Origin of the sequence: Engelhardtia mirabilis, from assembly GCF_007748095.1 — a bacterium.
In the GTDB taxonomy this organism is placed as follows: Bacteria; Planctomycetota; UBA1135; order UBA1135.
On the sequence record NZ_CP036287.1, the window covers coordinates 4,052,030 to 4,075,814 of the forward strand.

The 23,785-nt window shown below is 71.1% G+C and carries 17 protein-coding genes; 4 read left to right on the top strand and 13 right to left on the bottom strand.

The window, feature by feature from the left end; all coding sequences use genetic code 11:
* Positions 1-21 precede the first annotated feature (21 nt).
* Positions 22-1,338 (top strand): quinolinate synthase NadA, encoded by a 1,317-nt coding sequence (nadA, locus tag Pla133_RS26340; protein WP_419192452.1) that lies wholly within the window; start codon positions 22-24, stop codon positions 1,336-1,338.
* A gap of 10 nt (positions 1,339-1,348) precedes the next feature.
* Here the strand turns inward: nadA and Pla133_RS15040 are convergent, their stop codons facing one another.
* Both Pla133_RS15040 and Pla133_RS15045 read right to left on the bottom strand, forming a co-directional pair.
* A complete protein-coding gene (locus Pla133_RS15040; protein ID WP_145066640.1) occupies positions 1,349-2,200 on the bottom strand; it encodes a DUF3307 domain-containing protein in 852 nt (283 codons plus the stop codon).
* A 2-nt stretch (positions 2,201-2,202) separates the two neighbouring features.
* Entirely contained in the window at positions 2,203-2,889 is a 687-nt protein-coding gene (locus Pla133_RS15045) for a SatD family protein (protein ID WP_145066642.1), read from the bottom strand.
* Between the two features lie 179 nt (positions 2,890-3,068).
* Between Pla133_RS15045 and Pla133_RS15050 the strand changes: the two genes are divergently transcribed.
* Positions 3,069-4,424 carry a hypothetical protein gene (locus Pla133_RS15050; RefSeq protein WP_145066644.1) on the top strand — a complete coding sequence of 452 codons (1,356 nt, stop codon included), beginning with the start codon at positions 3,069-3,071 and terminating at the stop codon, positions 4,422-4,424.
* On the opposite strand, the gene Pla133_RS15055 is transcribed toward Pla133_RS15050, so the two are convergent.
* The 8 genes from Pla133_RS15055 to Pla133_RS15090 all read right to left on the bottom strand — a co-directional run bounded on the left by Pla133_RS15055 (position 4,421) and on the right by Pla133_RS15090 (position 14,191).
* Positions 4,421-5,182: a hypothetical protein gene (locus Pla133_RS15055; protein ID WP_145066646.1), complete on the bottom strand. Its 762-nt coding sequence runs from the start codon at positions 5,180-5,182 to the stop codon at positions 4,421-4,423. The two genes, Pla133_RS15050 and Pla133_RS15055, sit on opposite strands and share 4 nt — an antisense overlap.
* Before the next feature lie 257 nt (positions 5,183-5,439).
* A complete protein-coding gene (locus tag Pla133_RS15060) occupies positions 5,440-7,422 on the bottom strand; it encodes a hypothetical protein (RefSeq protein WP_145066648.1) in 1,983 nt (660 codons plus the stop codon).
* A gap of 142 nt (positions 7,423-7,564) precedes the next feature.
* The gene (locus Pla133_RS15065) at positions 7,565-8,569 is read right to left on the bottom strand and encodes a hypothetical protein (RefSeq protein WP_145066650.1); all 1,005 of its coding nucleotides are present in this window, start codon (positions 8,567-8,569) and stop codon (positions 7,565-7,567) included.
* A 23-nt stretch (positions 8,570-8,592) separates the two neighbouring features.
* The gene (locus Pla133_RS15070) at positions 8,593-10,029 is read right to left on the bottom strand and encodes an MBOAT family O-acyltransferase (protein WP_145066652.1); all 1,437 of its coding nucleotides are present in this window, start codon (positions 10,027-10,029) and stop codon (positions 8,593-8,595) included.
* A gap of 53 nt (positions 10,030-10,082) precedes the next feature.
* Entirely contained in the window at positions 10,083-10,622 is a 540-nt protein-coding gene (locus Pla133_RS15075; protein WP_419191561.1) for a dTDP-4-dehydrorhamnose 3,5-epimerase family protein, read from the bottom strand.
* 67 nt (positions 10,623-10,689) lie between these two features.
* Complete coding sequence (locus tag Pla133_RS15080; protein WP_145066656.1) at positions 10,690-11,475, bottom strand: hypothetical protein; 786 nt, start codon at positions 11,473-11,475, stop codon at positions 10,690-10,692.
* 14 nt (positions 11,476-11,489) lie between these two features.
* Positions 11,490-12,509 carry an aldo/keto reductase gene (locus Pla133_RS15085; RefSeq protein WP_145066659.1) on the bottom strand — a complete coding sequence of 340 codons (1,020 nt, stop codon included), beginning with the start codon at positions 12,507-12,509 and terminating at the stop codon, positions 11,490-11,492.
* Between the two features lie 149 nt (positions 12,510-12,658).
* Positions 12,659-14,191, bottom strand: a complete 1,533-nt coding sequence (locus Pla133_RS15090) for a sulfatase family protein (RefSeq protein WP_145066661.1) — start codon at positions 14,189-14,191, stop codon at positions 12,659-12,661.
* Between the two features lie 114 nt (positions 14,192-14,305).
* Here Pla133_RS15090 and Pla133_RS15095 point away from each other — a divergent pair, with 114 nt between their 5' ends.
* The gene (locus tag Pla133_RS15095; protein ID WP_145066664.1) at positions 14,306-15,793 is read left to right on the top strand and encodes a sulfatase; all 1,488 of its coding nucleotides are present in this window, start codon (positions 14,306-14,308) and stop codon (positions 15,791-15,793) included.
* Positions 15,790-17,226: a sulfatase gene (locus Pla133_RS15100; protein ID WP_145066666.1), complete on the top strand. Its 1,437-nt coding sequence runs from the start codon at positions 15,790-15,792 to the stop codon at positions 17,224-17,226. The genes Pla133_RS15095 and Pla133_RS15100 overlap by 4 nt, the downstream gene beginning before the upstream one ends.
* Positions 17,227-17,735: 509 nt before the next feature.
* Here Pla133_RS15100 and Pla133_RS15105 read toward each other — a convergent pair.
* The 3 genes from Pla133_RS15105 to Pla133_RS15115 form a co-directional block, all read right to left on the bottom strand.
* On the bottom strand, positions 17,736-19,190 hold the full coding sequence (locus Pla133_RS15105) for a transglutaminase domain-containing protein (protein WP_145066669.1): 1,455 nt from the start codon (positions 19,188-19,190) through the stop codon (positions 17,736-17,738).
* Between the two features lie 63 nt (positions 19,191-19,253).
* Positions 19,254-20,621 (bottom strand): TolC family protein, encoded by a 1,368-nt coding sequence (locus tag Pla133_RS15110; RefSeq protein WP_145066671.1) that lies wholly within the window; start codon positions 20,619-20,621, stop codon positions 19,254-19,256.
* Entirely contained in the window at positions 20,618-23,782 is a 3,165-nt protein-coding gene (locus tag Pla133_RS15115; RefSeq protein WP_145066673.1) for an efflux RND transporter permease subunit, read from the bottom strand. Before Pla133_RS15115 ends, Pla133_RS15110 begins: the two co-directional genes overlap by 4 nt.
* Positions 23,783-23,785 lie beyond the last annotated feature (3 nt).

Here is a 23,785-nt window from a genome sequence, read left to right on the forward strand (position 1 = left end):
GCACCCTCCTCCCGACGATCCATGCCGACCACGACCGACATCCCGCCCAGCGGGCTCGAGCTGCATCCCGACCTGCCGGTCTGCCAGACGGACCTGCCCCTGGACTGGTACCAGCAGGAGCTGCGGCCCTACGCCGAGGAGTTCCAGGCCCTGCCCGACCGGCGGCCGGAGACGATCCTGCGCTGGATGGACCGCTACGTGGTCCCGGCCAAGGAGCACTTCGGGGACTCGCTGCTGCTGCTCGCCCACTTCTACATGGGCGGCGAGATCGTCAAGCTGATCGAGCACTACGGCGGGGCGATCAGCGACTCCTACGCCCTGGCCCTGCAGGCGCGCAACCGGCCGGAGAAGAAGGTCATCGTCGAGTCGGCCGTGCACTTCATGGCCGAGTCGATCGCGATCCTGGCCCACGACGACCAGTCGGTCTGGATCACCAATCCCAAGGCCGGCTGCACGATGGAGATGCTGGCCAAGGACTGGATGGTCGAGCCGGTCGCGGACCAGTTGCTCGAGCGCTACGGCGACGACCTGACGGTGATCGCGTACATGAACACCTCGGGGCGCATCAAGGCCCTGTCGGGGCGCACCAAGGGCGCCACCTGTACCAGCTCCAACGCGCACCTGGTGGTCGACTGGGCGCGGCGCCAGGGCAAGAAGATCCTGTTCGTGCCGGACCAGCACCTGGGCCGCAACACGGCCCACGCCCTGGGGATGGACCAGGCGAGGCTCTTCGCCCTGCCCGATCCGCGCCAGGGTGCGATCGACGTGGAGCGCTACACGACCGAGCTGGACGCGGCCGAGATGATCCTGTGGGGCTCGGCCTGCGGCGTGCACACGGTCCTGAAGCCGCGCCAGGTCGAGTACTGGCAGTCCAAGGGCTACCGCGTGCTGGTGCACCCCGAGTGCACCCTCGAGACGGTCCTGGCCGCCGACGGCAGCGGCAGCACCAACTACCTGTGGGACGCGGTGATGCGCGCCGAGCCCGGCACCAAGCTGGCGATCGGCACCGAGGCCCACTTCGTGCGCAACGCCCGCGAGCAGGGCGCCGCGCGCGGCGTCGAGATCGTGCACCTGGCGGACGTGCCCGAGCCCGGCTACGACTCGATCGGCTGCGGCTGCGCGACCATGAGCCGCAACGACCCGCCCCACCTGGTGGGCACCCTCGACCTCCTGCGGCGCGGCGAAGCGCCGGAGATCTGCCGCGTGCTGCCCGGCGACGCGGTGGACGAGCGCACCATGGGGCGCGACCGCTTGAGCGAGGCGGAGCGCGCGCAGCTCGTGCGCGAGGCGCGCGCCAGCCTGGAGCAGATGATCTCGATCGTCGAGTCGAAGGCCTGAGCCGTCGGACTCAGATCAGGTAGGTCAAGAGCAACCCGCTGGTCACCGCGACCAGGGTGCTGGCCAGGGTCCCGACCAGGTAGCCCTCGGTGAAGTCGCGGTCCTCGAGCTCCTTGAAGCGCGCGATGGACTTGCCGGCCAGCACGAAGCCGATCGCCCCGAAGGCGCCGAACAGCACGAACAGGGCCAGGAGCAGCCGCTCGAGGATGCCGATCACGCGGCCTTTACTGGCCTTGCTGGTGCCCTCCAGGCCCCAGGGTTGCGAGGGGTCCTCGGGCGCACCGGCCGCGGCGAAGCCCACCTGCTCGCGCCGCTCGCAGGCGTCGAGCACGGCGCCGACGATCGCGCTGCCGCCGTGCACGTTGAAGGCCAACACCGCGACGGTCAGGGCGAGGATTCGCACCGGTTCGTACCACTCCACGGGCAGGGCCAGGTCGAAGCCCTGGTGACCGATCAGCGCGATGATCCCGCGCCAGGCCAGGCCGAGGGTCGCCATGTGTGCGAGTTGATCGATGACCCACCAGCGGAAGCGGCGCCCACGACCCGCGGCCGCGTCGCGGGCCTCGACCACCGTCTTCCAGCGGTCGATCAACAGGTGCGCGAGACCCAAGAGGCCCAGGCCCAGGGCGGTCTCGGGCAGGATTCGGAAGGGGACCAGGGGCAGCACCAGGGCGACGTGGCACAGGGTCACCCAGGCGCCGTGCTCCATCAGCACCGCGATCGAGCGGCGCTTGCCCTCGACCATGCGCGCCGACTGGAAGACGAAGTCACCCAGCATGTGGCCGGCGAAGAGCAGGGCCAGGAGCGTCAGCTCGGCCCCGTCCGCGTGGGACCAGCGGTGGAGGATCTGCCACAGCTCCACGGCTACTCCCTGCGCTCCGCGCCGGCGCCCGCGAGCTGCGCCAACAGCAACTCGGCGCTGCGCTCGCCGGCGACGCAGGCCTCGAAGCCCGCCGCCTTGAGGCGCTCGCTGACCACCGAGGGCTGCACGCCGAGCTCCTCGGCCACGTCCTTCTGCATACGGTCCCGCGCGGCGGCGACGGTGGAGGCCTGCTTGTCGGTCCAGCCGGCGCGCTGGTGGCCCAGCAGGGCGAACAGACCGTCGAGGATCATGGCGCCGGAGGGCGTCGACCAACCCGCGGTCATGACCCAGCGCCCCTGCTCGCGCGCCGCCTCGAGGGCCGAGCGCGCCGCGTGGAAACAGGGCCCGTCCAGGCGCCCGATCGGCGCCTGGGCGCCGTCCTCGATCGGCGTCGACAGGCGCCCCCAGCCGATGCCGAAGCTCATGCGCGCCGGGCGCACGGCCCCGTCCAAGAGGCGGATGGCCTGGACCGCCGCCGAAGCCCCCTCGGGTGCCAGCAGGAGCTGCACCTCGTCCCCCGCCGTCAGGGTCGGGCCGGCCAAGACGACCCCCGCCGGCAGGCGCTGCGCCAGGGCGTCGACGCAGGCCCCCAGGCGCTCCTGGACCTGGGCGCGGTCGGGGAGCTCGCGCGAGCGGACGATGTCGCCGATCAGCGCCAGCACTTCGGTCTCAGAGCCGAATTGAGCCATGATTCGGGAAAAATACCGAATCGGCCGCAAGAGGGCTCCAACGAGATCGAATTCGGTCCCAGGACCTCATCGGGGCGCAATTCGCGCCCAGGACCGAATCTAGCGCAACCGGTAAGGCCCCGCTATCCTCACCCGGGCGAGCCCGAGCAGCGTTCCCCGCCGCTACCGACGATCGATCGATGCAAGCACGCACCTGGCTCGCCCGAGCCTGCGCCGTCGCCCTCTCCGCCCTCGCCCTGCTCCCCGCGCCGCCGAGCTCGGCCCAAGAGTCCCCTCCGCCGGGGCTCCCCCGCCCCTACGCCGTGCGGCAGGCCAACGCCGAGCGTGGGCACCTGGCCACGGTCGCCGCGCTCGAAGCCCTCGAGCCCGAGCTCGACGATGGCGAGCGAGACATGTGGCGCGACGTCCTCGCCACCGAGCTGACCTTCGTCCACGACTGGCGCACGGCCCTGCACCTGGACTGCACCGCCTACGCAGCCAATCGGCCGAGCGGCGCCAGTGACCCCGGCACCGACGGCTTCGAGCCCACAGGTGCGGTGACCGCGATCCTCGAGGCGGCCCGCGGCAGGCGCGTGGTGATGCTCAACGAGGAGCACCGCAGAAGCCAGCAGCGCGCCTTCGCCCACCAACTCCTGGGTGCGCTCGCGGCCGAGGGCTTCACCCACCTGGCCCTCGAGACCCTGACCCGCGACGGCGATGCGGTCAGCGAGCTCAACCGCCGCGGCTACCCCCTCGAGTCGGACGGCTTCTACACCAAGGACCCCGTGCTCGGCGACCTGGTGCGCCGGGCGCTCGAGCTGGGCCTGGAGGTCACCGGCTACGAGGCCGAGCTGAGTCGTCGTCCCCCCGAGGTCGCCGCCGACCCCCTGGCCGCCACCAACTGGCGCGAGGAGCGCCAAGCCGCGAACCTCGCCGCCATCCTCGAAGCCGCCCCCGAGGCGCGCCTGATCGTCTGGTGCGGGCGCCATCACCTCCTGGAGTCCGAGCCCTCCGAGGGAGGCGGCGATTGGACGCCCATGGGCGGCATCTTCAAGCGCACCACCGGCGTCGACCCCCTGACCGTCGACCTGATGGTCCTGACCGAGGCCGACCTCCCCGAGCGGGAGGGCCCGGCCTACCGCGCCCTGGTCGACGCGCACGCGCCCGACCGCCCGTCGGTCTTCCGCGACGCCGAGGGCGCGCGCTACAGCACGATCGACGAGCTCGACCTGATGGTCCTCCTGCAGCGCACGACCCTCGTCGACGGGCGCCCCGCTTGGATGTCGATGGGCGGCCTGCGCCAACCGCACGCCATGGACCTCGACGGCATCGGGCAGCGGCCGAGCCCCGGCGCACCCCTGGCTCTCGAGGCGCGCGTCGCGGGCGAGGCCGATGGCGCCGTTCCCGTCGATCGCGTCCTGTGGCGCGACGGCGAGGCGCCCAGCCTGATGCTGCGCCCCGGCCTCGACTACGTCCTGCGCCTGCTCGCCCCGGGCGACGAGGTACTCGCCTCCGAGCGCGTCGACCTCACCACGCCCTCGGCGGCCGGCGACTAGTCGCCCGACTGCGCCTCGAGCTGGGTGATCTTCTGCTTGAGCCAGTTCTTCTCGTCGTCCAAAGCGTAGAGCTCGGGATACTCGTCGAAGGGCATCCAGGTCACGTCCACCACCGACTCGCCACCGGGGAGGACGTGCCCGGTGGCCATGGTCCAAGGCTCGCCATTACGCATGGCGATCTTGAATCCGAGCTCGGGATCGGGCATGCCATCGCCGTCGTTGTCGACTTCCATGTCGGCCGCGCGACGCAAGTACGTGCCCGCACCATCGGCGTAGCGTTCGAGGTGGACGGATCGGCGCGTCTCCCTCAGGTGTACCCGCAACTGATCGTGGCGAGCGTCGAGCGCTTCGAGCTCCCATCCGTCGTACTTCAGCTCGAATTCGAGCGGGTCCACCGGCTGCCGGTACTCCGCTCGCCAAGGTTCGAGGGCCAGGGGTAGCTCCTCACCCAAGCGCCAGCGGGCATCGGGCAAGGACGGCGTGCCCTCGTCTTCGGCATCGAAGACCTCGCCCTCGAGTTCTGCAACGGCCGCGGGTTCGGCGTGGGCGGGTCGGCGTAGCCCCGCCGGGGTCGTGAACGCTCCGGAAGCCGCGGGTCGATCGGCGACGTGCGCCCGACCAGGCGACGCGGGACCTGCGACCTGCGCCGTGGACTGCCCGAGCAGGAATCCGATCCAAATGCCGAGCGCCAGCGCCGCGACACCGACCGCTGCCGTCACCCGTAGGGAAGTTCGCGAGGGGTGCTCTGCGGGTGACATCAGGCGTCGTTGGGGAAGCTTGCCGAAGGATGCAAACCAGTGGCCGCCCAGTCGCGACCGGGGAGCAGCAGTCTGCCCCCCCCACCGACGCTTTCAAGCCCACCGCTCGGTAGTGACCGTCGAGTGACTCGAAAGGCCCACTTGCCAAACTCGCCGTCGCACCACGACCATCACCAACCCGGCCTTCGGGCCTTGGTGCTGGATCGAGGTGAGACGTGCGGCTGGTACGGACCACGGCTCCCTGGCGCTGGTGCGGCTCAAAAGCCGATCGCAGGCTGGGCGGCGGTGCCGAAGCGCAGTTGGTCGACGCCGACCACGAACAGCGGTTGGAACCAGACCTCGACACCCGGCAGGAGACCCGCGGGGAGCGCGAAGTCGAAGGACGTCGTACCAGTCGACCCGATCGCGCCCAGGTCGGTGAAGACCGTGGACGAGGGAGTCAGGTAGAGCAGACCCGAGAACGGGCTGACACTGACGCCGTCGGCCAGGTTGCCGGCGCCGATCAGGACGAAGGCTCGGTCGCCGGGATCGCCGGCGACGCCGTAGTGCATGTGGTTCGAGGGCGCCGGCGCGTTCTCCGGTCGCCACAGGGGTTCTTGGCCGTCGGGCCAGTCCTGCCACAGGAAGCCGTCGGGCAGGGAGCCGAAGGCCCACAGCTCGCCCGCGGCGTCCTCGAGCCAGGTGGCGCGCCCCTCGGTGTGCGGTCCGTCCGCGATCGCTCCAACGGCCAGGCTCGCCATCTGCCACTGGGCGGGCGCGGCGCTCCAGGCGCGGGCGGTACCGCCGGCGACGTCGACGGCGGCCAGGTGATCGCGACCGATCTCGAGACTCTCACCGGCGGCCAGCAGTCCCGCGTCGCGCCAGACTCCCGCGAAGGCGTCGAACACGGCCAGGCTCGAATCGGTTTGCACCGCGGCGATTGACGCGCCCACGTGCAGGGACGTGGCGCCCGCGGGGAGGTCGCGCGAGACCCACTGGGCCCGGCGCGCGCAGAAGGCCCAGACCCGCGAGCCGTCGGCTTCCAAGGCCAAGGCCACCGTCTCGCCAGCAGCTACCGTCGCGCCGGGGACGCTCAACGGGCTGGCCCAGTTGCCCCGTCGCGGCAGGTAGGCGTGCAGGTCACCCACCGCGTCGCGCACCAGGGCGAAGGCGCGCGGACCGGGGATCGGCTCGTGGGGCGCGGGCGCCGAACGTACGTTCCAGCCCTCACCCAACAGTGCGCCGGTGGCGTGCAGCTCGTCGTTCGCGAAGTCGGTCAGGATCAATGTGTCATCCGCCGTCACGAGCAGGTCGAAGTCGCCGGGCCGCGAGACCCAGCCCAGGCCGCCGGCCGGCGCGTAGGTCTCGATGCGCCGCACCTCGACCACGTCGTAGACGGTCATCATGTGCCCGACCGGGTGCTCCTCGGTGGTGCCCGAGGGGTGGATCACTTCGCTCACGACCCACTCGCCGAGGAAGCCGTCGAACACCAGCGAGCGGTAGCGCTGCGTGACGAGCGTCTTCTCGCGGATGTAGCAGGCGTCGCGCATCAGGCGCGGGTTGGTCGAGAAGTGCGCCTCGGTGGAGACGGCCCAGGTCCCGGTGTGACCGGAGAAGGCCGCGTAGAAGGGCTCGCCCTCGAGGGTCGAGAAGTTGAACAGGCTGGCGATGGCCACGTTGCCGAAGGACTGGGCGTAGTCGCCGGTGACGGGCACGGCGAACTCGCCCCAGGTCCCGCAGCGCGCGCCGAAGGCGCTGTAGCCGTCGGGTCGCCGCACGCAGACCACGCCGTCGTCCAGGGCCACGTCGAAGGGGTCGAGGGTGAAGTTGCCCAGGGGCAGGTCGTGCCAACCGTCGTGCAGGGCCGAGAGGGCGTGGGCGGTGAGCGCGCCGGCGTCGTCCTCGATCACCAGGGCGACCTCGTCGTCGACGCCGATCCAGGCAGTCCCCGCGACGGTCAGGGACTCGAGCGCACCGCTGCGTGCGTTCCAGGCGATGAAGGTGCCCGCGTCCTCGATCAGCGCCAGGTGCTCGGCCACGCCGTGCACGGTCGCGCCGCTGGCGGCCAGGTCGACCCAGCCGCTGCCGAGGGCCGCGAACCCGCGCAGGGCCGTGCCGTCGTCGTGGATCAGGATCGAGCCCGAGCGGTCGACGCCGGCCAGGGGGTCGTAGGAAGTGGACGACCACTGGGCCGTCGCGGCGCTCGCCAGGGACGAGAGGGCGAGCGCTACCGAGCACAGACGCGACGAAGCAGCGAACATGGCGAAACCTGTCAGGGGGGGGGCCGAGGCGGGAAGGCGGGGCGGGCAGTGCCCCGCTCCGAGTCTAGGCCAGGGCAGGCGATTCGGCAGGAGGCCGGTTGGCCAGCTCTGGCGCGGCGCTCCCGGCCGCCACCGGGCTCGTTCAGCCGTCGCCGAGCTCGGCCGCCAGGGCCTCGCCGTAGGCTCGGCGGGCCACCGGGTGCAGGTGCGAGCCGTCGTAGAAGGCCCGGTCGCCGGGCGGCTCGTAGGGGATCGGGCCGCCGTAGGTCAGGCCGTCGACCGGCGCGCAGAGGGCCTCGAGCTCGCGCTCGAGGTCGGGCAGGGCTCCGTTCGCCTGCCAGGCGGCGCGCGTCGTCGGGGGCACGGGGGCGAGACGCACCTCGACCCTGGCCCCCAGGCGCCCGGCGGCCTCGGCCAAGAGCGGCAGGAAGTCGGCGGTGACCTCGGACACCATCAGGTGATCCAACGCCGTGTCCTTGTCGATTCGCTGCAACGTCGCGGCGGGTGCTGCGCTCGGCAGCTGCCCGCTGCCCCGCAAGCGCCGGTCCAGCTCACGCATGGCCTCGGCCAGCGGCCGCAGCAGGTAGCCGCGGCGCAGGTAGCTCGGCGGGTAGAGCCAACGCCGGCGGGCCTGGGTCTCGAGCTCGGCCACCAACTCGGGGCGCCCCAGGCGCTCGGACACGGCGTGGCGCTCCGCGGGCCGGTTGAAGATCGAGGTGAAGTACAGCTCGAGGAAGCGCTCCGAGCGCAGGTCGGCCTCGAAAGAGGCCGGCGAGAGCACGTAGACCACGCGCTCCACACCCCCACCGACGCCCCGGCGCGCGAGGGTGTCGGCCAGGCGCTGCACCAGGAAGGCGTTGCCGGCGGTGGACACCGACTGGTTGCTGGAGAGGTCCAAGACACCGTCGGGCACGGGCCAGAGCACGTCGTAGGAAACACTGTCGGAGAGCAGCACCACGCGGGGCGCGATGCGCGCGCCCTGCACCTGCGCCACCCGGGCGTCGAGCTCGTGGCGACCGCGGTGCTCGGGCAGGGCCAGCGCCAACAACAGCTCCACCACCACCGCGAGCACAGCGGCAATCACCAGGGCCGCGCGCGCCTTCGCGGCGCGCTCGGGGGGATCGGGGTTGGGGTCGTGGACGGCCACAGGTCTCGTGTGCGTTCAGGCGCTCAGAACTGGAAGTAGATGAACTCGCCGCCGACGAAGCGACCGAACAGGCTCACGGCCAGGTACAGGCCGACCAGCACCGCCGCCCGCGCGCCCGGTCGCGCCGCTTCGAAGGGACTCTCCGCGTCGCCGCGTCGCCACAGGCCCAGGTCCCAGGCCAGCACGACCAAGGTCGCGCCCGCGGCGACGATCAGGCCGCTGGCCAGGTGCTCCGAGAGGGGCAGGCCAGCCAACAGACCCGCCTGCGTCGGCGAGAGGAAGCCCACGATCTGCGCCATGCTCTCGGCCCGGAAGAAGAGCCAACCGAGCACCACCAGTTGCAGGAAGCAGACCCAGCGCACCGCGGCGCCGAGCCGAGTGCTGGCCGGCCTGTAGCTCGGACGCCGCGACCAGGCCCGGTGCAGCGACAGCAGCAACCCCTGGTAGCCGCCCCACAAGACGAAGTTCCAGGCCGCCCCGTGCCAAAGGCCGCCGAGCAGCATGGTCAGCATCAGGTTGCGGTAGGTCACGAGGGCCCCGCCCCGGTTGCCGCCCAGGCTGATGTAGAGGTAGTCGCGCAGCCAGCTCGACAGGCTGATGTGCCAGCGCCGCCAGAACTCCTGGGGATCGCTGGCGAAGTAGGGCATGCGGAAGTTCCACGGGAAGCGGAAGCCCATGGCCTGGGCGCAGCCTCGCGCGATGTCGGTGTAGCCCGAGAAGTCCCCGTAGATCTGCAGGGTGAAGGCGTACACGCCGACGATGCGCGCCAGGTAGCCGACCTCGTCCCCACCGCCCGCGAAGACCGCGTTGACGGCCGGCGCCAGGTTGTCGGCCAGCACGACCTTCTTGAACAGCCCCCACAGGGCCAACTCGAGGCCCTCCAGTTGGTCGCTCCAGCGGAACACGCGCCGCGCGCGCACCTGGGGCAGGAACTCCGCGGCGCGCACGATCGGACCGGCGACGAGCTGCGGGAAGAAGGCCACGTAGGTGGCGAAGTCCACCAGGCTGCGCTCGGCCGGGATCGTCCCGCGGTAGCGGTCGATCGTGTAGGAGAGGGTCTGGAAGGTGTAGAAGCTGATCCCCACCGGCAGGATCACGCCCAGGGTCCACTCGTGCGCGCCCAGTCCCAGGCTCGCGAGCAGCTCCGCCGCGCTGGCGGCGAAGAAGTCGAAGTACTTGAAGAAGCCGAGCAGCCCCAGGTTCGACGCCAGGGAGATGCCGAGCACCGCGCGGCGCCTGGTCCCCGTCATGCCCGGCCGCTCGAAGGCCAGGCCGCAGGCGAAGTCGATCAGGGTCGAGGCCCAGATCAGGCCCAGGAAGCGCCAGTCCCAGTAGCCGTAGAAGAAGTTGCTCGCCGCGAGCAGCAGTAGGTTCTGCAGCCGGGGCCGCCGCCCCAGGGCCCAGTACACGCCCCAGACGAGGGCGAAGAACCACAGGAAGTGCAGGCTGTTGAACAGCACGGCTCGGGATCGTCAGCGTGTCGCGGGGGCCCCGCGGGGCCGCGCGCGTCGGATCAGCCGCGCTCGACGTCCCACACGCTGGCGCCGAAGTGGTCCCAGGGCAGGCGGCCCTCGTCGCAGTGCTCGTCGGTCGAGAACTGCACGTCCACGAAGTAGACGATCACCGACGGGGTCGCCGGTCGCAGGTTCTTGGCGCCGTGGGCCACGCCGGGCGGGATCCGCACCAGCATCGAGCGGGTGTCGCCGAGCACGAGGCGCTGCACCACGCCCTCGGTCGGCGAGCCCTTCCGCACGTCGCCGACGCACAGGAGGATCTTGTCCGTGGGCGGCACGTACCAGACGTCGGTCTGGCGCTTATGCATGTGGAAGGCCTTGATCGCCAGGGGCTCCATCACGGAGTAGTTCACCTGGCGCACCTCGAAGCCCGGCAGGCCCTGGAGCTTGCCGCCGTCCAGGCGCCCCAGCTCGGTCATCGCGCCCCCGTCGTCGTTGAAGCGGCGCAGCTCGACGATCTCCAGCCCCTCGATCTTGGAGCGGGCGGAGTAGTCCTGGACGGAGTAGGCGGCCTTGGCGGCGTCGTTGAACTCGGGCATGGTCGGGATGGCTTGGGGGGACGGAGCGCCCGGAAGCATACCCGCCGAGCCGGTCGGGGACCGCGGCTCAGGCTTCCTTGGGAGCTTCCTTCGGGGCGCCGAGCAGGATCCGGCCGTGTCGCACCACGTCGCCGACGATCGGCGAAAGGCGCCCCTCGCGGGCGAGCACCACGTGCATCCCCGCGTTGTGGCAAGCGTCGGCCAAGAGGCCCGATTCCTCGCTGGTGGTGTGAACCAGGGTCGGCGTCTTGATCCGGCGCAGGGCGGCGTCGACCAGGCCCAGGGCCATCCCGGCCTCGATGTCGAGGGCGCGCCGCTTGGGGCGTCCGCGCTCGTACAGCATGTCGTGCAGGGCCGGGAAGGCCTCGGGGTCGGTCAGCACGCTGACCAGCCACAGGTGGTCGAAGCCGATGGTCTCGAGGCGCACCAGGGGTTGGGTCGACCAGCGCGGCAGGCTCACGCCCAGGCGCGCCTCGACCGCGGCCAGGGCGCGGTTCAGCTCGCGGGTCTCGGGGCCATCGAGGGACACCACGGTCACCGCGCGCCCGACCAGCAGGGTCTCGGCCAGGATCGGCGCGATCTCGGCGATCCCCGCGCCGATGTAGAGGCTCGCGCCGGTCGGTGAGGCCGAGAGGCGCTCGACCACGTCGGCGGCGAAGCGCAGGGCGGCGTCGCGCTGGGCCTCGCGCTGCTCCTCGCCGAAGAAGTCGTCGCCGCCGTCCTCGCAGTAGGCGCGACCGAGCAGCTTCCAGTTCAGCTCGGACTCGATCTCGACGAGGGCGGCGCCGAAGCGCTCGGCGGCGGCCGGGGAGGGACCCGAGGAGGGTCGGGGCGTGGGGGGTGATTCGACCATCGGGGACAGCTTTCCTACTCGCGCAGATCGAGGTCCAGGGCGGCGAAGGCGCGATCGATCGCGTCCAGCTCGTCGTCGCCCAACTCGAGCGCGCCGGCGCGGGCGTTCTCGTCGGCTTGGGCCGCCTTGCGCAGTCCCGCCAGGACGGTGGTGATGCCCGGTTGGGCGATGGTCCAGGCCAGGCAGGTCTGTGCCAGGGTGGCGTCGTGGCGCTCGGCGATGGGAGCGACGACGTCGTCGAGCACGCCGTTGATCGCGGCGCGGTTCTCGGGCCGGAAGGAGGCGCGGCCCGCGCGCTGATCGCCGGGGGGGAACTCGCGGTCCTCGCGCGCCTTGCCGGTCAACAGGCCCTGTTCGAGCGGGCTGTAGGCCAACACGCCCACCCCGCGCTCCCGGCACCAGGGCAGAACCTCGCGCTCGGCGTCGCGGTGCACCAGGTTGTAGCGCGGCTGGTTGCTGGCCAGGGGCACGCCCTTGGCGGCCAGGGCCGCCTGGGCCTGGTCGAGCACCGCCGGCCAGTAGTTCGACACGCCGATGGCGCCGATCTTGCCCGCGTCGCGCAGCTCGGCCAGGGCGCCCATGGTCTCGGCCACCGGCGTGGTCGGGTCGTTCCAGTGAACCTGGAACAGGTGGATGTGGTCGACGCCGAGGCGTTTGAGAGACTGCTCGCACTCGCGCTTGACCGAGTCCGGGCGGCTGTTCTTGTAGACCTTGACGCGCTTGCCGCCCTCGCCGGCTCCTTCGAAGGCCAGCTGGCCGCGCTCGGCCGGGTCGTCCCAGACCAGGCCGCACTTGGTCATCACGACCACGTCGTCGCGGCCGACGAGGGACTGCGCGACCACGCGCTCGGAGCGCCCGAAGCCGTAGATCGGCGCCGTGTCTACGGCGGTCATGCCCGCGTCGTAGGCCGCGCGCAGGGCCGCCAGCGACTCCGCGTCGTCCGCGTCCCCCCACTGCCATCCGCCGATGGCCCAGGCGCCCACGGTGATGACGGGGACCTCGAGGTCGGTGCTACCGAGAATGCGCTTCTTCATGAGTGGTGATCGGGGGCGCGAGGTGGCGTGTGGGACGTACGGTGGCGGGATCATTCGTCCCAACCGCTGGTGACGACCAGCGGCCTTCGGCCGCTGGTCGTCACCAGCGGTTGGGACGAATGATCCCGCCACCGTACGTCCCACACCAGTCAGTCCTGTTCGCCCGCGGGGTCCTTCTCGACATAGCCGAGGGCGTCCAGGAGTGCCTGGGACGCGATGTCGGGATCAACCACGTGGACGGGCGCCGCGGGGAGCTCGGAGCGGTAGCGCTGCAGCTCGTCGCGCAGTGCCAGTCCGGGTCCGTCGAGGCTGTTGTCCACCACCAGGTTGTGTACCTCGCCAGGGTCGCTCGACAGGTCGTACAACTCGAGCGTGCCCGTGTCGTAGTCCAGGATCAGCTTGTGGCGGCCATCGGTCACCGCCTGTCGGAACTCGAGCCAATCGGGTCCCGCTTCATCCTTCACGACGCTCCTGAAGCTCTCCTTGGCGCTCTTGGTCTGAGTCTGAGCCAAGAGCGTCACGGGCTGGCGATCGCTCCCGTCGAGCACCCCCACCAGACTGCGGCCCTGCAGCGCCGCGGGTGCGTCGAGACCGCTCACGTCGAGCAGGGTCGGCAACACGTCGATGCCGCGCACCAGCAGCTCGCCCTCGCGCTGCCCCGCGAAGCGCCCACCCGGGAAACGGATCACCAACGGCACCCGCAGGGTCTCCTCGTAGAGGAACGGATCGTGGGTGAACCACACCGCATCGCGCTCGGTCAGGGACTCCCCGTGGTCGGCGGTGATGACCACGAGAGTATCGTCCAGCACGCCGCGCTCACGCAGGCCTTCGATCAGGGCTCCCACACCGCGGTCGGCGAAACGGATCCCGTTGTCGTACCGATCCGCGATGTAGCGCCAGTCGAGCTCGCCCAGCCGCCGCTGCTCGGCGCCAACCGGCAGGGGCCCTGCGCGCTCCGTCGGGTTGACGTTGTAGTGGGCCTCGAGCCGTCCGACGCGCACGTCGTGCCCGGGCCCGAACCCGGACTCGGCGAACGGCAGTCGGCCGGGTTGGCGTCCGGTGCCCGGGTAGAAGCCCAGCAGCTCCGCTGACCACTCGCGGTAGCCGAAGGGCCGGTGCACGTCCCACAGGTGCACCCAGGTCGCGAACTTCCCCTCACCCGAATCGACCCAGTCGAAGAAGTGCTCGACCGTGTCCTCCCAGGGACCCGAGAGCTGGGTCGAGGGCAGGTCGAAGTCCTCCAGCAACCCCGTCGGGGGCAGGCCCGGATGGTTGATGAAGGCGCTGGTGCGGTAGCCCGCGGCGCCGAACAGGTCCTGGAAGGTCTGGGCCGCGGGGTCGATCTTGTAGTTCCAGAACACCAGCCCGTGGCTCGGGGTGTTGAGCCCGGTCAAGAGGCTGGCGTGGGACGGCGCGGTGAACGGCGCGTGGGAGTAGGAGCGCTCGAACAGGGCCGACTCGGCCGCGAGGGCGTCCAGGTTCGGGGTCGTGTCGCGCCCGTAGCCGTAGGCGCCCACGTGGTCGGAGCGCAGGCAGTCGACCGTCACCAACAGCACCGAGGGCGCCTCGGCGGGCGAGTTGCCGCAGCCCGCCAGGCCGGCGAGTGCGAGGCCGGCCAGCATGTGGGCCGAGGGAGCGTCGCCCGTGAGCGGGCGTCGACGAGCGGGGGGCGCGGATTGCATGGTCGGGGTACGGGCTCGAGCCGCCCGCGTGGGCGTCGATCGGGTCGCAGTCTACGGCCCGCGGCCGGGGGCACCCCAAGGCTTCGGCTCGGATGTCCGATAGACTCTCCCGCCATGGTCCGAGTTCACCTGTCGTCTCCGCGCCGTCGCCACTCGGCAGTCGCCACCCTGCTCGCCGCGCCCTGCTTGGCCCTGGCGGCCTGCGGCGGTGGGACCGAGGGCCCGTCGCCCCGCGCAACGGTCCGCAACGTGCTGCTGTTCACGGTGGACACCCTGCGCGCCGACCAGCTCGGCTGCTACGGCAACCCCCAGGGCGCCACCCCCGCAGCCGATGCCCTCGCGGCGGAGTCCCTGCGCTTCGACCGGGCGTACTCCCAGGCCACGATCACGAACCCCTCGCTGACCTCGATGTTGACCGGTCTGGTGCCGCCCCAGCACGGCGTGCACGACCAGGCCTCGGGCTTCGCCAAGGGCATCCTGCCCGCGCCGCTCATGATCCAAGCGGAGGGCATCGCCACCGGTTCGTTCATCGCGAACATGTGCAAACTGCAGGACACGCCGCACACCGTCTTCCACGACGGTTGGGACGAGCGCTTCTGCGGGATGCTCGACGATCCCGAGAACTACTCGGAGCAGTACCTCTGGGACGAGGCCGTGGTCACCGCCGGCCTGGATTGGATCGACGTGCAGGAGGGCCCCTGGTTCGCGTGGATCCACCTGATGGACCCCCACGCCGAGCACCGCCCGCCCCCCCACCTGTGGGACTGGGAGCGCGACGCGCCGCGCGAGAAGTTCGACCAGTACGCCTACTACAACCGCTACGAAGAGCTGCGCGAGATGCCGCCGGCGGACGTGGTCGAGCGCCTGTGGCAGCTCTACTCGGCCGAGATCCAGGCCTCCGACGAGCAGTTCGCGCGGGCCCTGGCAGCCATGCACGCGCGGGACGACTGGGACCGCACCGCGGTGATCTTCTCGGCCGACCACGGCGAGGAGCTGTTCGAGACCTGGGTGCGCTACGACCACGGTTTCTCGATGACCGAGGGTGTTTTCCACGTGCCGCTGATGGTGCGCGCGCCGGGGCTCGACGCAGGGGTGTTCGAGCTGCCGGTGGAGTCGCTGCAGATCGCACCGACGCTGCTGGACCTGTTCGAGATCGACCTGCCCTACGAGATGGCCGGGGCGAGCCTGCTCGAGCAGAACCCGAGCACCGGCATCGCCATGTCGTTCGCCGGCAGCCTGGCCACCTCCGTGCGCGGGCCGGTCAATCGCTACTGGAAACGCCTCACGGCCGAGCCCTTCACCCGCGAGTTCGCGCCGTGGCGCACCGAGGCCCCGTGGTTCGTCGAACCCGAGTGCTTGGTCACCTACGCCGCGCCGCCGCCGGGCTGGCAGCCGACCTGGCTCGACGTCGGCGCGGCCGAGAACGCCAAGGTGCTGCAGCGCATGCGTCGCTCGATGGAGGAACGCGACAAGCAGTTGATCCGTTTCGGCGCAGGCTTCCGCATCGACGACCCTGAGCTCATGGAGAAGCTGCAGCAACTGGGCTACACCGGGCTCGAGCTAGGCGGCGACCCCACGCCCGCCGATCGACAGGGCGAATGACCGACGCCCCCGGCGTGCGAGCGACGGCGAGTGCCCTGGTGGCCCTGGCACTCGGGCTGGCCTCCTGCGGGACGGAGGCCGCCCACGGAGCGCGCGTCGACAACGTGCTGCTGTTCTCGGTCGACACCCTGCGCGCGGACCAACTCGGTTGCTACGGGCGCTCGCCGTCGAGGACTCCGGCGATCGACTCCCTGGCGGCTGAAGGACTGCGCTTCGAGCACGCCTACGCCCAGGCGACGATGACCAACGAGTCGTTCACGTCGATCCTGACCGGCCTCCTGCCGCCCCAGCACGGCGTGCGCGACCAGACTTCGGGCTTCGCCCGGGGCGTCGTCCCCCTGGCCACCCTGGCCCGCGACGCGGGCCTCGCGACGGGGTCCTTCGTCGCCAACATGTGTCAGCTCCAGGGCTCCGACCAGACCGTCTGGCACGACGGCTGGGACGAGCGCTTCTGCGGCATGCGCGACCGGCCCGAGGACTACTCGGACCAGTACCTGTGGGACGAGGCCGTGGTCACCGCGGGGCTGGAGTGGATCGACGGGCAGCGCGGCCCCTGGCTCGCGTGGATGCACCTGATGGACCCCCACGCCGAACACCGCCCGCCCCCCCGCCACTGGGACTACGCGGCCCACGACCTGCTCGGTCACGCGGAGCAGTACGCCTACTTCAACCAACTCGAAGAGGCCCGCGTGATGCCCGAGGCGGAGGTCGTGGCGCGCATCCGCGACCTCTACGCCGCGGAGGTGGCCGGGGCCGACGACCAGTTCGCCCGCGTGCTCGAGGCCCTGCGGGCCCGCGACGACTGGGACCGCACGGCGCTGGTGTTCTTTGCCGACCACGGCGAGGAGCTGTTCGAGTCGCTCGTGCGCTACGGCCACGGCATGGCCCTGACCGAGGGCGTGCTGCACGTGCCCCTGATCGTGCGCGCGCCGGGCCTGGCGCCCGGGACGTTCGACCTGCCGGTCGAGGCCCTGCAGGTCAGCCCGACGGTGCTCGACCTGCTCGAGATCGAACCTCCCTACGACCTCAGCGGCACGAGCCTGTTGTCCGAAGCGCCCAGCCTGGGCTTTGCCATGTCCTACGCCGGCAAGGTCGTGACCACCGTGCGTGGCCCCTCGATGCGCTTCTGGCACCGGCACACGAACACGCCCTACGAGCGTGGCTTCGCGCCCTGGAAGACCGAGACGCGGTGGTTCCAGGAGCCGGAGGTCCTGGCCACCTACGAGTCGCCAAGCGACCGGACGCCGACTTGGATCGAGGCCGCGGACGAGGGCTCGGAACAAGCGCGTCGGCGCTTGCGACGCAGCATGAACCAGCGCCACGAATCGATGTTGGTCTTCGGGGAGGGCATCCGGATCCGCAGCGACGAGTTGCGCCAGCAGCTCGAACGCACCGGCTACGTCGACCCCCTCGAGCTGGGCACGGACGACTGAAAAGGGTCCCAAAGGCAGCTGGTCCAGCAGGCGCCCGGCTTGACCGCGCCAGTGGGTCAGGACCTCGCGGCCGACCGGGGGTCAGGTCCAGGTCGGTCTGGGGCCGCCGGCCCTCGAAGGTCATGGTTGCGGTCAAGAGGCCCGCAGCCTCGAGCTTGGCCAGGTGCATCGCCGCCTCCAGCAGTTGGCCGAACATGTGGCCCGGAGCTTCGGCGTGGCCGTTGCGAACCGAGTGCCGCCTCCGATCGGCGCCTCAGACCTGCTGCGCGAGCCGCGCGGGCAGGGCGCTGCGCGTGGTCTCGGGGTGCCGCGCCGGCGGGGCCGCTCGAGCACTCCCAGCTCGCGATCGTGGCCCTGATCTCGGTCGAGGCGTCGCTCGCGATCGAAGTCCCGCTCGGGCTCGTGAGTCGCGACGTGGACCCGTTCGCGACCCAGACCGCGGGGAGTCGGCCCCGGCAGGTGCCAGTGAGGGTCGAATCACCCCCGGAGGCGACCGAACTCGACCGGCCTCAGAGGCTCACGACGGCACCGTCGATGACCCGGAAGGGCCGCTCGAGGCGCCGCGAGCCCTCGGCCACCAGCCAGTACAGGCCGCCCGCCGGCAGGTCGTCGCGCAGCACGCCGCCCTCTCGGCCCTCGAGCGTCCCGAGGGAGCTCCAGCCGTCCTTCCAGGCCCAGAGCTCGTAGCGCTGGCCCGCCGCCGTGGGCAAGGTCGCGCTGCAGGTGAAGTGCTCGCTGGCCTCGAGCGGCTGGACCTCGCCGGCTTCGGTCAGGAAGAAGGGCGGCGCAGCCGGGACCAGCTCGCCCGCGGACCAATGGGCCGGCAGGTAGAGCAGCCCGCCGTGCATACGGTCGAACAGCGCGTCGCCCGACTCGTTGCGACTCCAGTGGATCGCACGCCATTCGCCGCCGTTGAAGACGCACAGGTAGGAGAAGCGCTGCTCGCCGTCGGTGCGCACGGACACGTCGACGGTGTCGAAGTACTGGTCGGTGACGTCGCGGTAGGTCTCGCGATCCAACCACGGCGGCGCCGTCTCGCCCTCCGTCAGTTGGAAGGCCAGGTTACCGAGCTGCTTGGCGTAGGTCTTGCGATAGACCTTCGCCGCGCGGTTGCCGTCGGGGGCGTGGCCACGTCCCTGCGCGTCGAGGATCACCGGCCAGGCGTGGTTGTTGTCCCTGTGCCCCCACCAGGGCGTGTAGTCGGCCGCCGACGCCACCCCGGCCGCGCGCATGGCGTAGGTGGTCATGTTCGTGATGTCCTCGCAGCGGCCGCGGCCCTCGCGGGTCATCTCGGCGAAGCCCTGGTCCGTGGGGTGCAGGTAGTACAGCGTGGTGAAGCCGACGCGCGCGGCCGCCAACTGTCCCATGCGCGCGGCGACGTCGCCCGCGGCGGCGTCTTCGCCTAGCTCGGCCCGCAGTAGCGCGACCTCTTCGCGCAGGGGCGCGCGCCAGTCCTCGACCGGCTCGTTGCTGCCGCGGTGCGGCAGGATCGCCTCGCAGAAGGTCTCGAAGGTCAGGTCCCGCGCCCAGGGGTTTCCGCGCCAGGTCTCGAAGGCCTGGTCGATGTTGGCGACGAGCAGGTCCGTCGTGAGCACCTGCAGGTCCTCGACCAGGGCGCGCTTCTCGAACTCCAGGGGTCCGTGCTGCGCCTCCAACTCGTCGAGCGCGGCTTGGGCTCGGTCGAAGTTCGGGTAGTCGAGGGCGCTGTAGGGCACCTCGTTCCCGTCCGAGTCGAACAAGGCGTAGTCCACGAAGCCGTGGCCGGGCATGTTGCCGATCAGGAAGTACGCGGCCTCGAGCTGCTGCAGGTCTTCGCCATCGGCGAAGTGGGTCAGGACGCGTTCGATCTCGGGCCGGTTGTCGCCGGCGAGCTCGAGGGCCGCCCGCACCTGGTCGGGCCATTCGCCCGGGGCGCCGTTCACTGGGGGCAGGGCCAGGGCGAGCAGTGCGGAGGCGCAGATCATGGCGCGCAGGATATCGCATCTGCCGCCCCGCCCGCGCCGACCCCCTGCCGGGCGGCCCGACCTTCAGGGCAGCCGCGCGATCCGCGCTCCCGTGACCCGCTCCAGCTCGGTCGCCGCCGCGGCCGCCTCCAGCTCGAGCACGATCTCGGCCCGCCGGCTGTCGAGCAATTGACGCTCGAGCTCGAGCTGCGTCAGCAGGCTGCCCTCCCCCACCTCCCGCGCCCGGGCCACCAGGGCCAAGCTCGCCTGCACCTGTGGCGTGAGCCGACCGCGGTTCACGCTCAGACTGCGGCGGGCGCTGGCCAGGCGATCGACGGCCGAACGCACGTCCTGGGCCACCTCGACCCAGGCGGCGTCGCGCAGCTTGACCAACTGCGTCAACTCGAACTCGGCGCGCGAGACCTGGGCCTGGTTCTGATCGAAGATCGGCAGGCTGAGGTTCAGGGCCGGACCGAGCAGGGCGCCGCTGGCACCCTCTTCGATCTCCGTGGACAGGCCCACCTCGGCGTCGCCCAGGCCGCGGCGGCGCTCGGCGGCCACGCGCCGCTCCTGAGCCGCGATCGACAGCTCCAGCGCCTGCAGGTCGAGCCGCTGCTCGACGGCGGTGGCCACGAGGCGTTCCGCATCCAGCTCACCCTCCACCTGGGCCGGAAGGGGCGTGACCAGGGCCAGGCCCTCCACCGGTCGCAGCAGCGACAGGTGCTTGGCCAGCTCGCGCCGCGCCTGGGCCGCTTCGATGCGCGCGGTCTCGACCTGCAGCTGCGCGTACAGCACCGGCCCGTGGGCCAGTGAGACCGCGAGGGCGTCGGCGGCCCCCGCCGCGTAGAGCTCCTCCACGGCGGCAGCGGAACGCTCGGCCAACTCCAGGGACTGGGCCGAGACGCGGCGCAGGGCGTCCGCGGCGACCGCGGCGAAGTAGGCCTGCTCCGCGTCGGCCAGGCCCTCGCCGGCCCGCCGCGCGATCTCCAGCACGGTCGCCTCCAACTCGCGCTGGGCAGCCTCCTGTGCTGCCGGGATACGCCACAGCTCGAGCAGTCCGAAGCCGAGGGTGGCCTCGAACAGCGACCGACCACCGTCGGTCGGAAAGCGCATCAGTAGAGCGAGGGACGGGTTCGAGAGCAGCTGGGCCTGGACCCAATCTGCATGGGCCATGCCGATCGACTGAAAGGCCGCCTGCAGCTCGCGGTTGTTCACCAGGGCCAGGCGACGGGCCTCCTCGAGGGTCAGGCCGTCCAACAGGACCGCGTCCAACTCCTCGACCGACAGGGCCCTCGACCCCGGGTCGTAGGCCGCCTCGCCACCGCTGCGCGCTTCGATCAATGCGCGCGCGCGATCGAAGTCCGCTCGAGGATCGACCGCCTTGCAGCCAGGACCCGAGAGGGCCGCGATGCAACCCGCGAGCCCCGCGACCAGCCTCGTGGGCGCGCTCAAGCGGCACCTCCTTCGGGGCCCAGGGACACGGGCGGCCGACCGAAGCGCACGTACAGGGCTGGCACCACGAGCATGTTGAGCACCGTCGACGAGAGCAGTCCGAAGAGGATCACGTAGGCCATGGGAGTCAGGATCTCGGTTCCCGGTTCGTCGCCACGCATGGCGATCGGGATCAGCGCCAGCCCCGAGGCCAGGGCCGTCATCAGGATCGGCGCAAGGCGCTCCAGGGCGCCCTGCCTGACCGCCTGGACGAAGTCGGTCACGCCCTCCTCCAGTTGCAGGTGCCGCACGTGCGAGACCAACATGATCCCGTTGCGCGCCGCGATGCCGAAGACCGAGATTAAGCCGATGATCGATGCGACCGAGATCACGGCTCCCGAGAGCCAGACCCCCGCCACGCCGCCGATCAGCGCCAGGGGCAGGTTGACCATGATCAAGAGCGCGTCGCGCATGGAGCGGAACATGACGTGGAGCAGGAAGCCGATGCCCACCACGACCAGCCCGCCGAGGATCGCGAGCAGTCGGTTGGTCTGCGCCGCGCTGGCGAACTGCCCGCCGTACTCGACGTAGTAGCCGGAGGGAAACTCCACCTGCGCCTCGATCGCCGCGCGGGCGTCGTCGACCACGCTGACCATGTCGCGCCCGGCGACGTTACACATGACAACGATCTTGCGTTGCACGTTCTCGCGCGAGATGAAGTTGGGGCCACGGTCCACGACGATGTCGGCCAGGGCCGACAGGGGCACGCGGGCCCCGTCGGGGGCGGTGACCAGCACTCGCCCCACGTCGGCGGTGGTCGCGTCGGCCGCCTGCTCCAGCCGCAGGGTCAGGTCGTAGGAGTTCTGATCCTCGAGGATCTGCCCCACGGGCAACCCGCGGAAGGCCGCGACCAGCGCCGCCGAGGCATCGGCCACGTGCAGGCCGTGGCGCGCGAGGTCCTCGCGCCGGTACTCCACGCGCACCTGTGGCACCTCGATCTGCTGTTCGGTCGAGAGGTCGACCACGCCCGCGATGCCACCCATGGCCGACTCCACACGTGCAGCCAGGCTGCGCAGCTCGACCAGGTCCGGTCCGAAGATCTTGACCGCGATGTTGGCGCGGGTGCCCGAGAGCATGTGGTCGACGCGGTGACCGATGGGTTGTCCGAAGGTGGCCTGGATGCCGGGGACCGCGGCGACGTCGGCGCGCAGGGCGTCGAGCAGCGCCTCCTTGGAGCGCGTCTCGAGTCCTAGCCGCGCCGGCGCCTCGAGGTCGAGCACCACCTCGAGCTCGCTGGACTCGACGCCCTGCACGTGCTCGTCCTCCTCGGCGCGTCCGGTACGGCGTCCGATGCTGACCACCTCGGGATGCTCCATGAAGGCGCGCTCGACCACGTCGGCGAGGCCGGAGCTCTCCGCCAGCGAGGTGCCCGGCAGGGTCACCACGCTGACCACCAGTGCGCCCTCGTTGAACTCCGGCAGGAAGTTGCGCCCCATGCGACTCCCTGCGATCACCGCCACGACGAACAGCACCACGGCCGGTGCGGTCGTCAGCAGGGGGAACCGCAGGGCCGCCCGCAAGGGCCAGGCATAGAGGCGCTTCAAGAGCGCCACCAGGGGCGGCTCGCCCCCACCCACGACCGTTCGACTGGTCGGCAGCAGGTACAGGCACAGGGCCGGAGTCAGGGTCAAGGCCGTGAACAGCGACGCGGCCAGGGAGACGCAGAAGGCCACGCCGAGGGGCCGCAAGAGGCGACCCTCCACTCCGGTCAGGAAGAACAGCGGCAGGAACACCAGCAGGATGATGAACGTCGCGAAGACGATCGACGTGCGCACCTCCACGCTGGCCTCGAACACCACCCGCAGGGCGGCGCGGCGCCGGGCCGGCTCCAGGGCGCGGTTATCCCGTAGTCGCCGCACCACGTTCTCCACGTCGATGATCGCGTCGTCGACCAGAGCCCCGATGGCGATCGCCATGCCGCCCAGGGTCATGGTGTTGATGCTCGCGCCACCGAACTGCAGGGCCAGGACCGCGACCACCAGCGAGACCGGGATCGCGAGCAGGGTGATCAGGCTGGCCCGGAAGCTGGTCAGGAACACGATCACGATCAGCATCACGATCCCGCCCCCCTCGAGCAGCGCCGCCGCGGTGTTGTCGATCGAGTTCTCGATGAAGGTCGACTGCCGGAAGAGCTTGGAGTTGATCACCATGCCCTCGGGCAGGGCCGCCGCGATCTCCGCCAGGACCAGGTCCAGTTCGCCGGTCAGGGCCAGGGTGTTGGCCGCGGGCTGCTTCTGCACCGCCAGCACGACTCCCTCGTGGGTGCTGGCGACCCAGTCGGCGTCGCGCATGGAAGCGGAGCCGATGCCGCGGCGGATCGCCGCGCCGATGCGGACCACGCCCAGGTCGCCCACGGTCACGGGCCGGCCGTCGCGTTGGGCCACCACGGTCGCGGCGATGTCGGCTTCCGAGTGCACGCGTCCGATGCCGCGCAGGACCGACTCGGAGCCGGCCTCCACCAGGAAGCCGGCGGAGACGTCCTCGTTGGCCTCGCGCAGGGCGTCGGCCACGTCGGTCAGGCCGACGCCGAACGCCTGCAGTCGCTGGCTGGAGAGCACCACCTGGTACTGCTTCTCCTCCCCGCCGATCGGAGTGACCTGCGACACCCCCGCCACCGCCAGCAGCCGCCGGCGAATCTGGTTCTTGGCCGTCGTGCGAAGCTCGAGCTGGTCGTGCAGCTCCGAGGTCAGCGAGACGAACATGATCTCGCCCATGATCGACGACACCGGCGCGAGGACCGGCGCGCCGACCTGCTCGGGTAGCGAGCCCACGACCGTCGCCAGGCGCTCGTTGACGGTCTGCCGCGCGCGGTAGATGTCGGTGCCCCACTCGAACTCGATCCAGACGACCGAGATCCCGACCGCGGTGGCCGAACGCACGCGGCGCACGCCGGTGGCACCGTTGACCGCCGTCTCGACGGGGAAGGTGACGAGCGTCTCGAGCTCTTCCGGCGCCATGCCGTGGCCTTCGACGATCACAGTCACGGTCGGCGCCGTGAGGTCGGGAAACACGTCGACCGGCATCTTGACGGCCGACCAGGCCCCCAGGGCCAGGAGGATGCCGGAGACGAGCAGGACGGCCAGGCGTTGGCGCAGGCTCCACTGAATCAGAGCGTTGATCATGGC

What these genes read in the sequence shown, in the direction of transcription:
- nadA (WP_419192452.1), top strand. Translation starts at nt 22, where the DNA reads ATGCCGACCACGACCGACATCCCGCCCAGCGGGCTCGAGCTGCATCCC.
- Pla133_RS15045 (WP_145066642.1), bottom strand. Translation starts at nt 2,889, where the DNA reads ATGGCTCAATTCGGCTCTGAGACCGAAGTGCTGGCGCTGATCGGCGAC.
- Pla133_RS15050 (WP_145066644.1), top strand. Translation starts at nt 3,069, where the DNA reads ATGCAAGCACGCACCTGGCTCGCCCGAGCCTGCGCCGTCGCCCTCTCC.
- Pla133_RS15055 (WP_145066646.1), bottom strand. Translation starts at nt 5,182, where the DNA reads ATGTCACCCGCAGAGCACCCCTCGCGAACTTCCCTACGGGTGACGGCA.
- Pla133_RS15060 (WP_145066648.1), bottom strand. Translation starts at nt 7,422, where the DNA reads ATGTTCGCTGCTTCGTCGCGTCTGTGCTCGGTAGCGCTCGCCCTCTCG.
- Pla133_RS15075 (WP_419191561.1), bottom strand. Translation starts at nt 10,622, where the DNA reads ATGCCCGAGTTCAACGACGCCGCCAAGGCCGCCTACTCCGTCCAGGAC.
- Pla133_RS15080 (WP_145066656.1), bottom strand. Translation starts at nt 11,475, where the DNA reads ATGGTCGAATCACCCCCCACGCCCCGACCCTCCTCGGGTCCCTCCCCG.
- Pla133_RS15085 (WP_145066659.1), bottom strand. Translation starts at nt 12,509, where the DNA reads ATGAAGAAGCGCATTCTCGGTAGCACCGACCTCGAGGTCCCCGTCATC.
- Pla133_RS15090 (WP_145066661.1), bottom strand. Translation starts at nt 14,191, where the DNA reads ATGCAATCCGCGCCCCCCGCTCGTCGACGCCCGCTCACGGGCGACGCT.
- Pla133_RS15095 (WP_145066664.1), top strand. Translation starts at nt 14,306, where the DNA reads ATGGTCCGAGTTCACCTGTCGTCTCCGCGCCGTCGCCACTCGGCAGTC.
- Pla133_RS15100 (WP_145066666.1), top strand. Translation starts at nt 15,790, where the DNA reads ATGACCGACGCCCCCGGCGTGCGAGCGACGGCGAGTGCCCTGGTGGCC.
- Pla133_RS15105 (WP_145066669.1), bottom strand. Translation starts at nt 19,190, where the DNA reads ATGATCTGCGCCTCCGCACTGCTCGCCCTGGCCCTGCCCCCAGTGAAC.
- Pla133_RS15115 (WP_145066673.1), bottom strand. Translation starts at nt 23,782, where the DNA reads ATGATCAACGCTCTGATTCAGTGGAGCCTGCGCCAACGCCTGGCCGTC.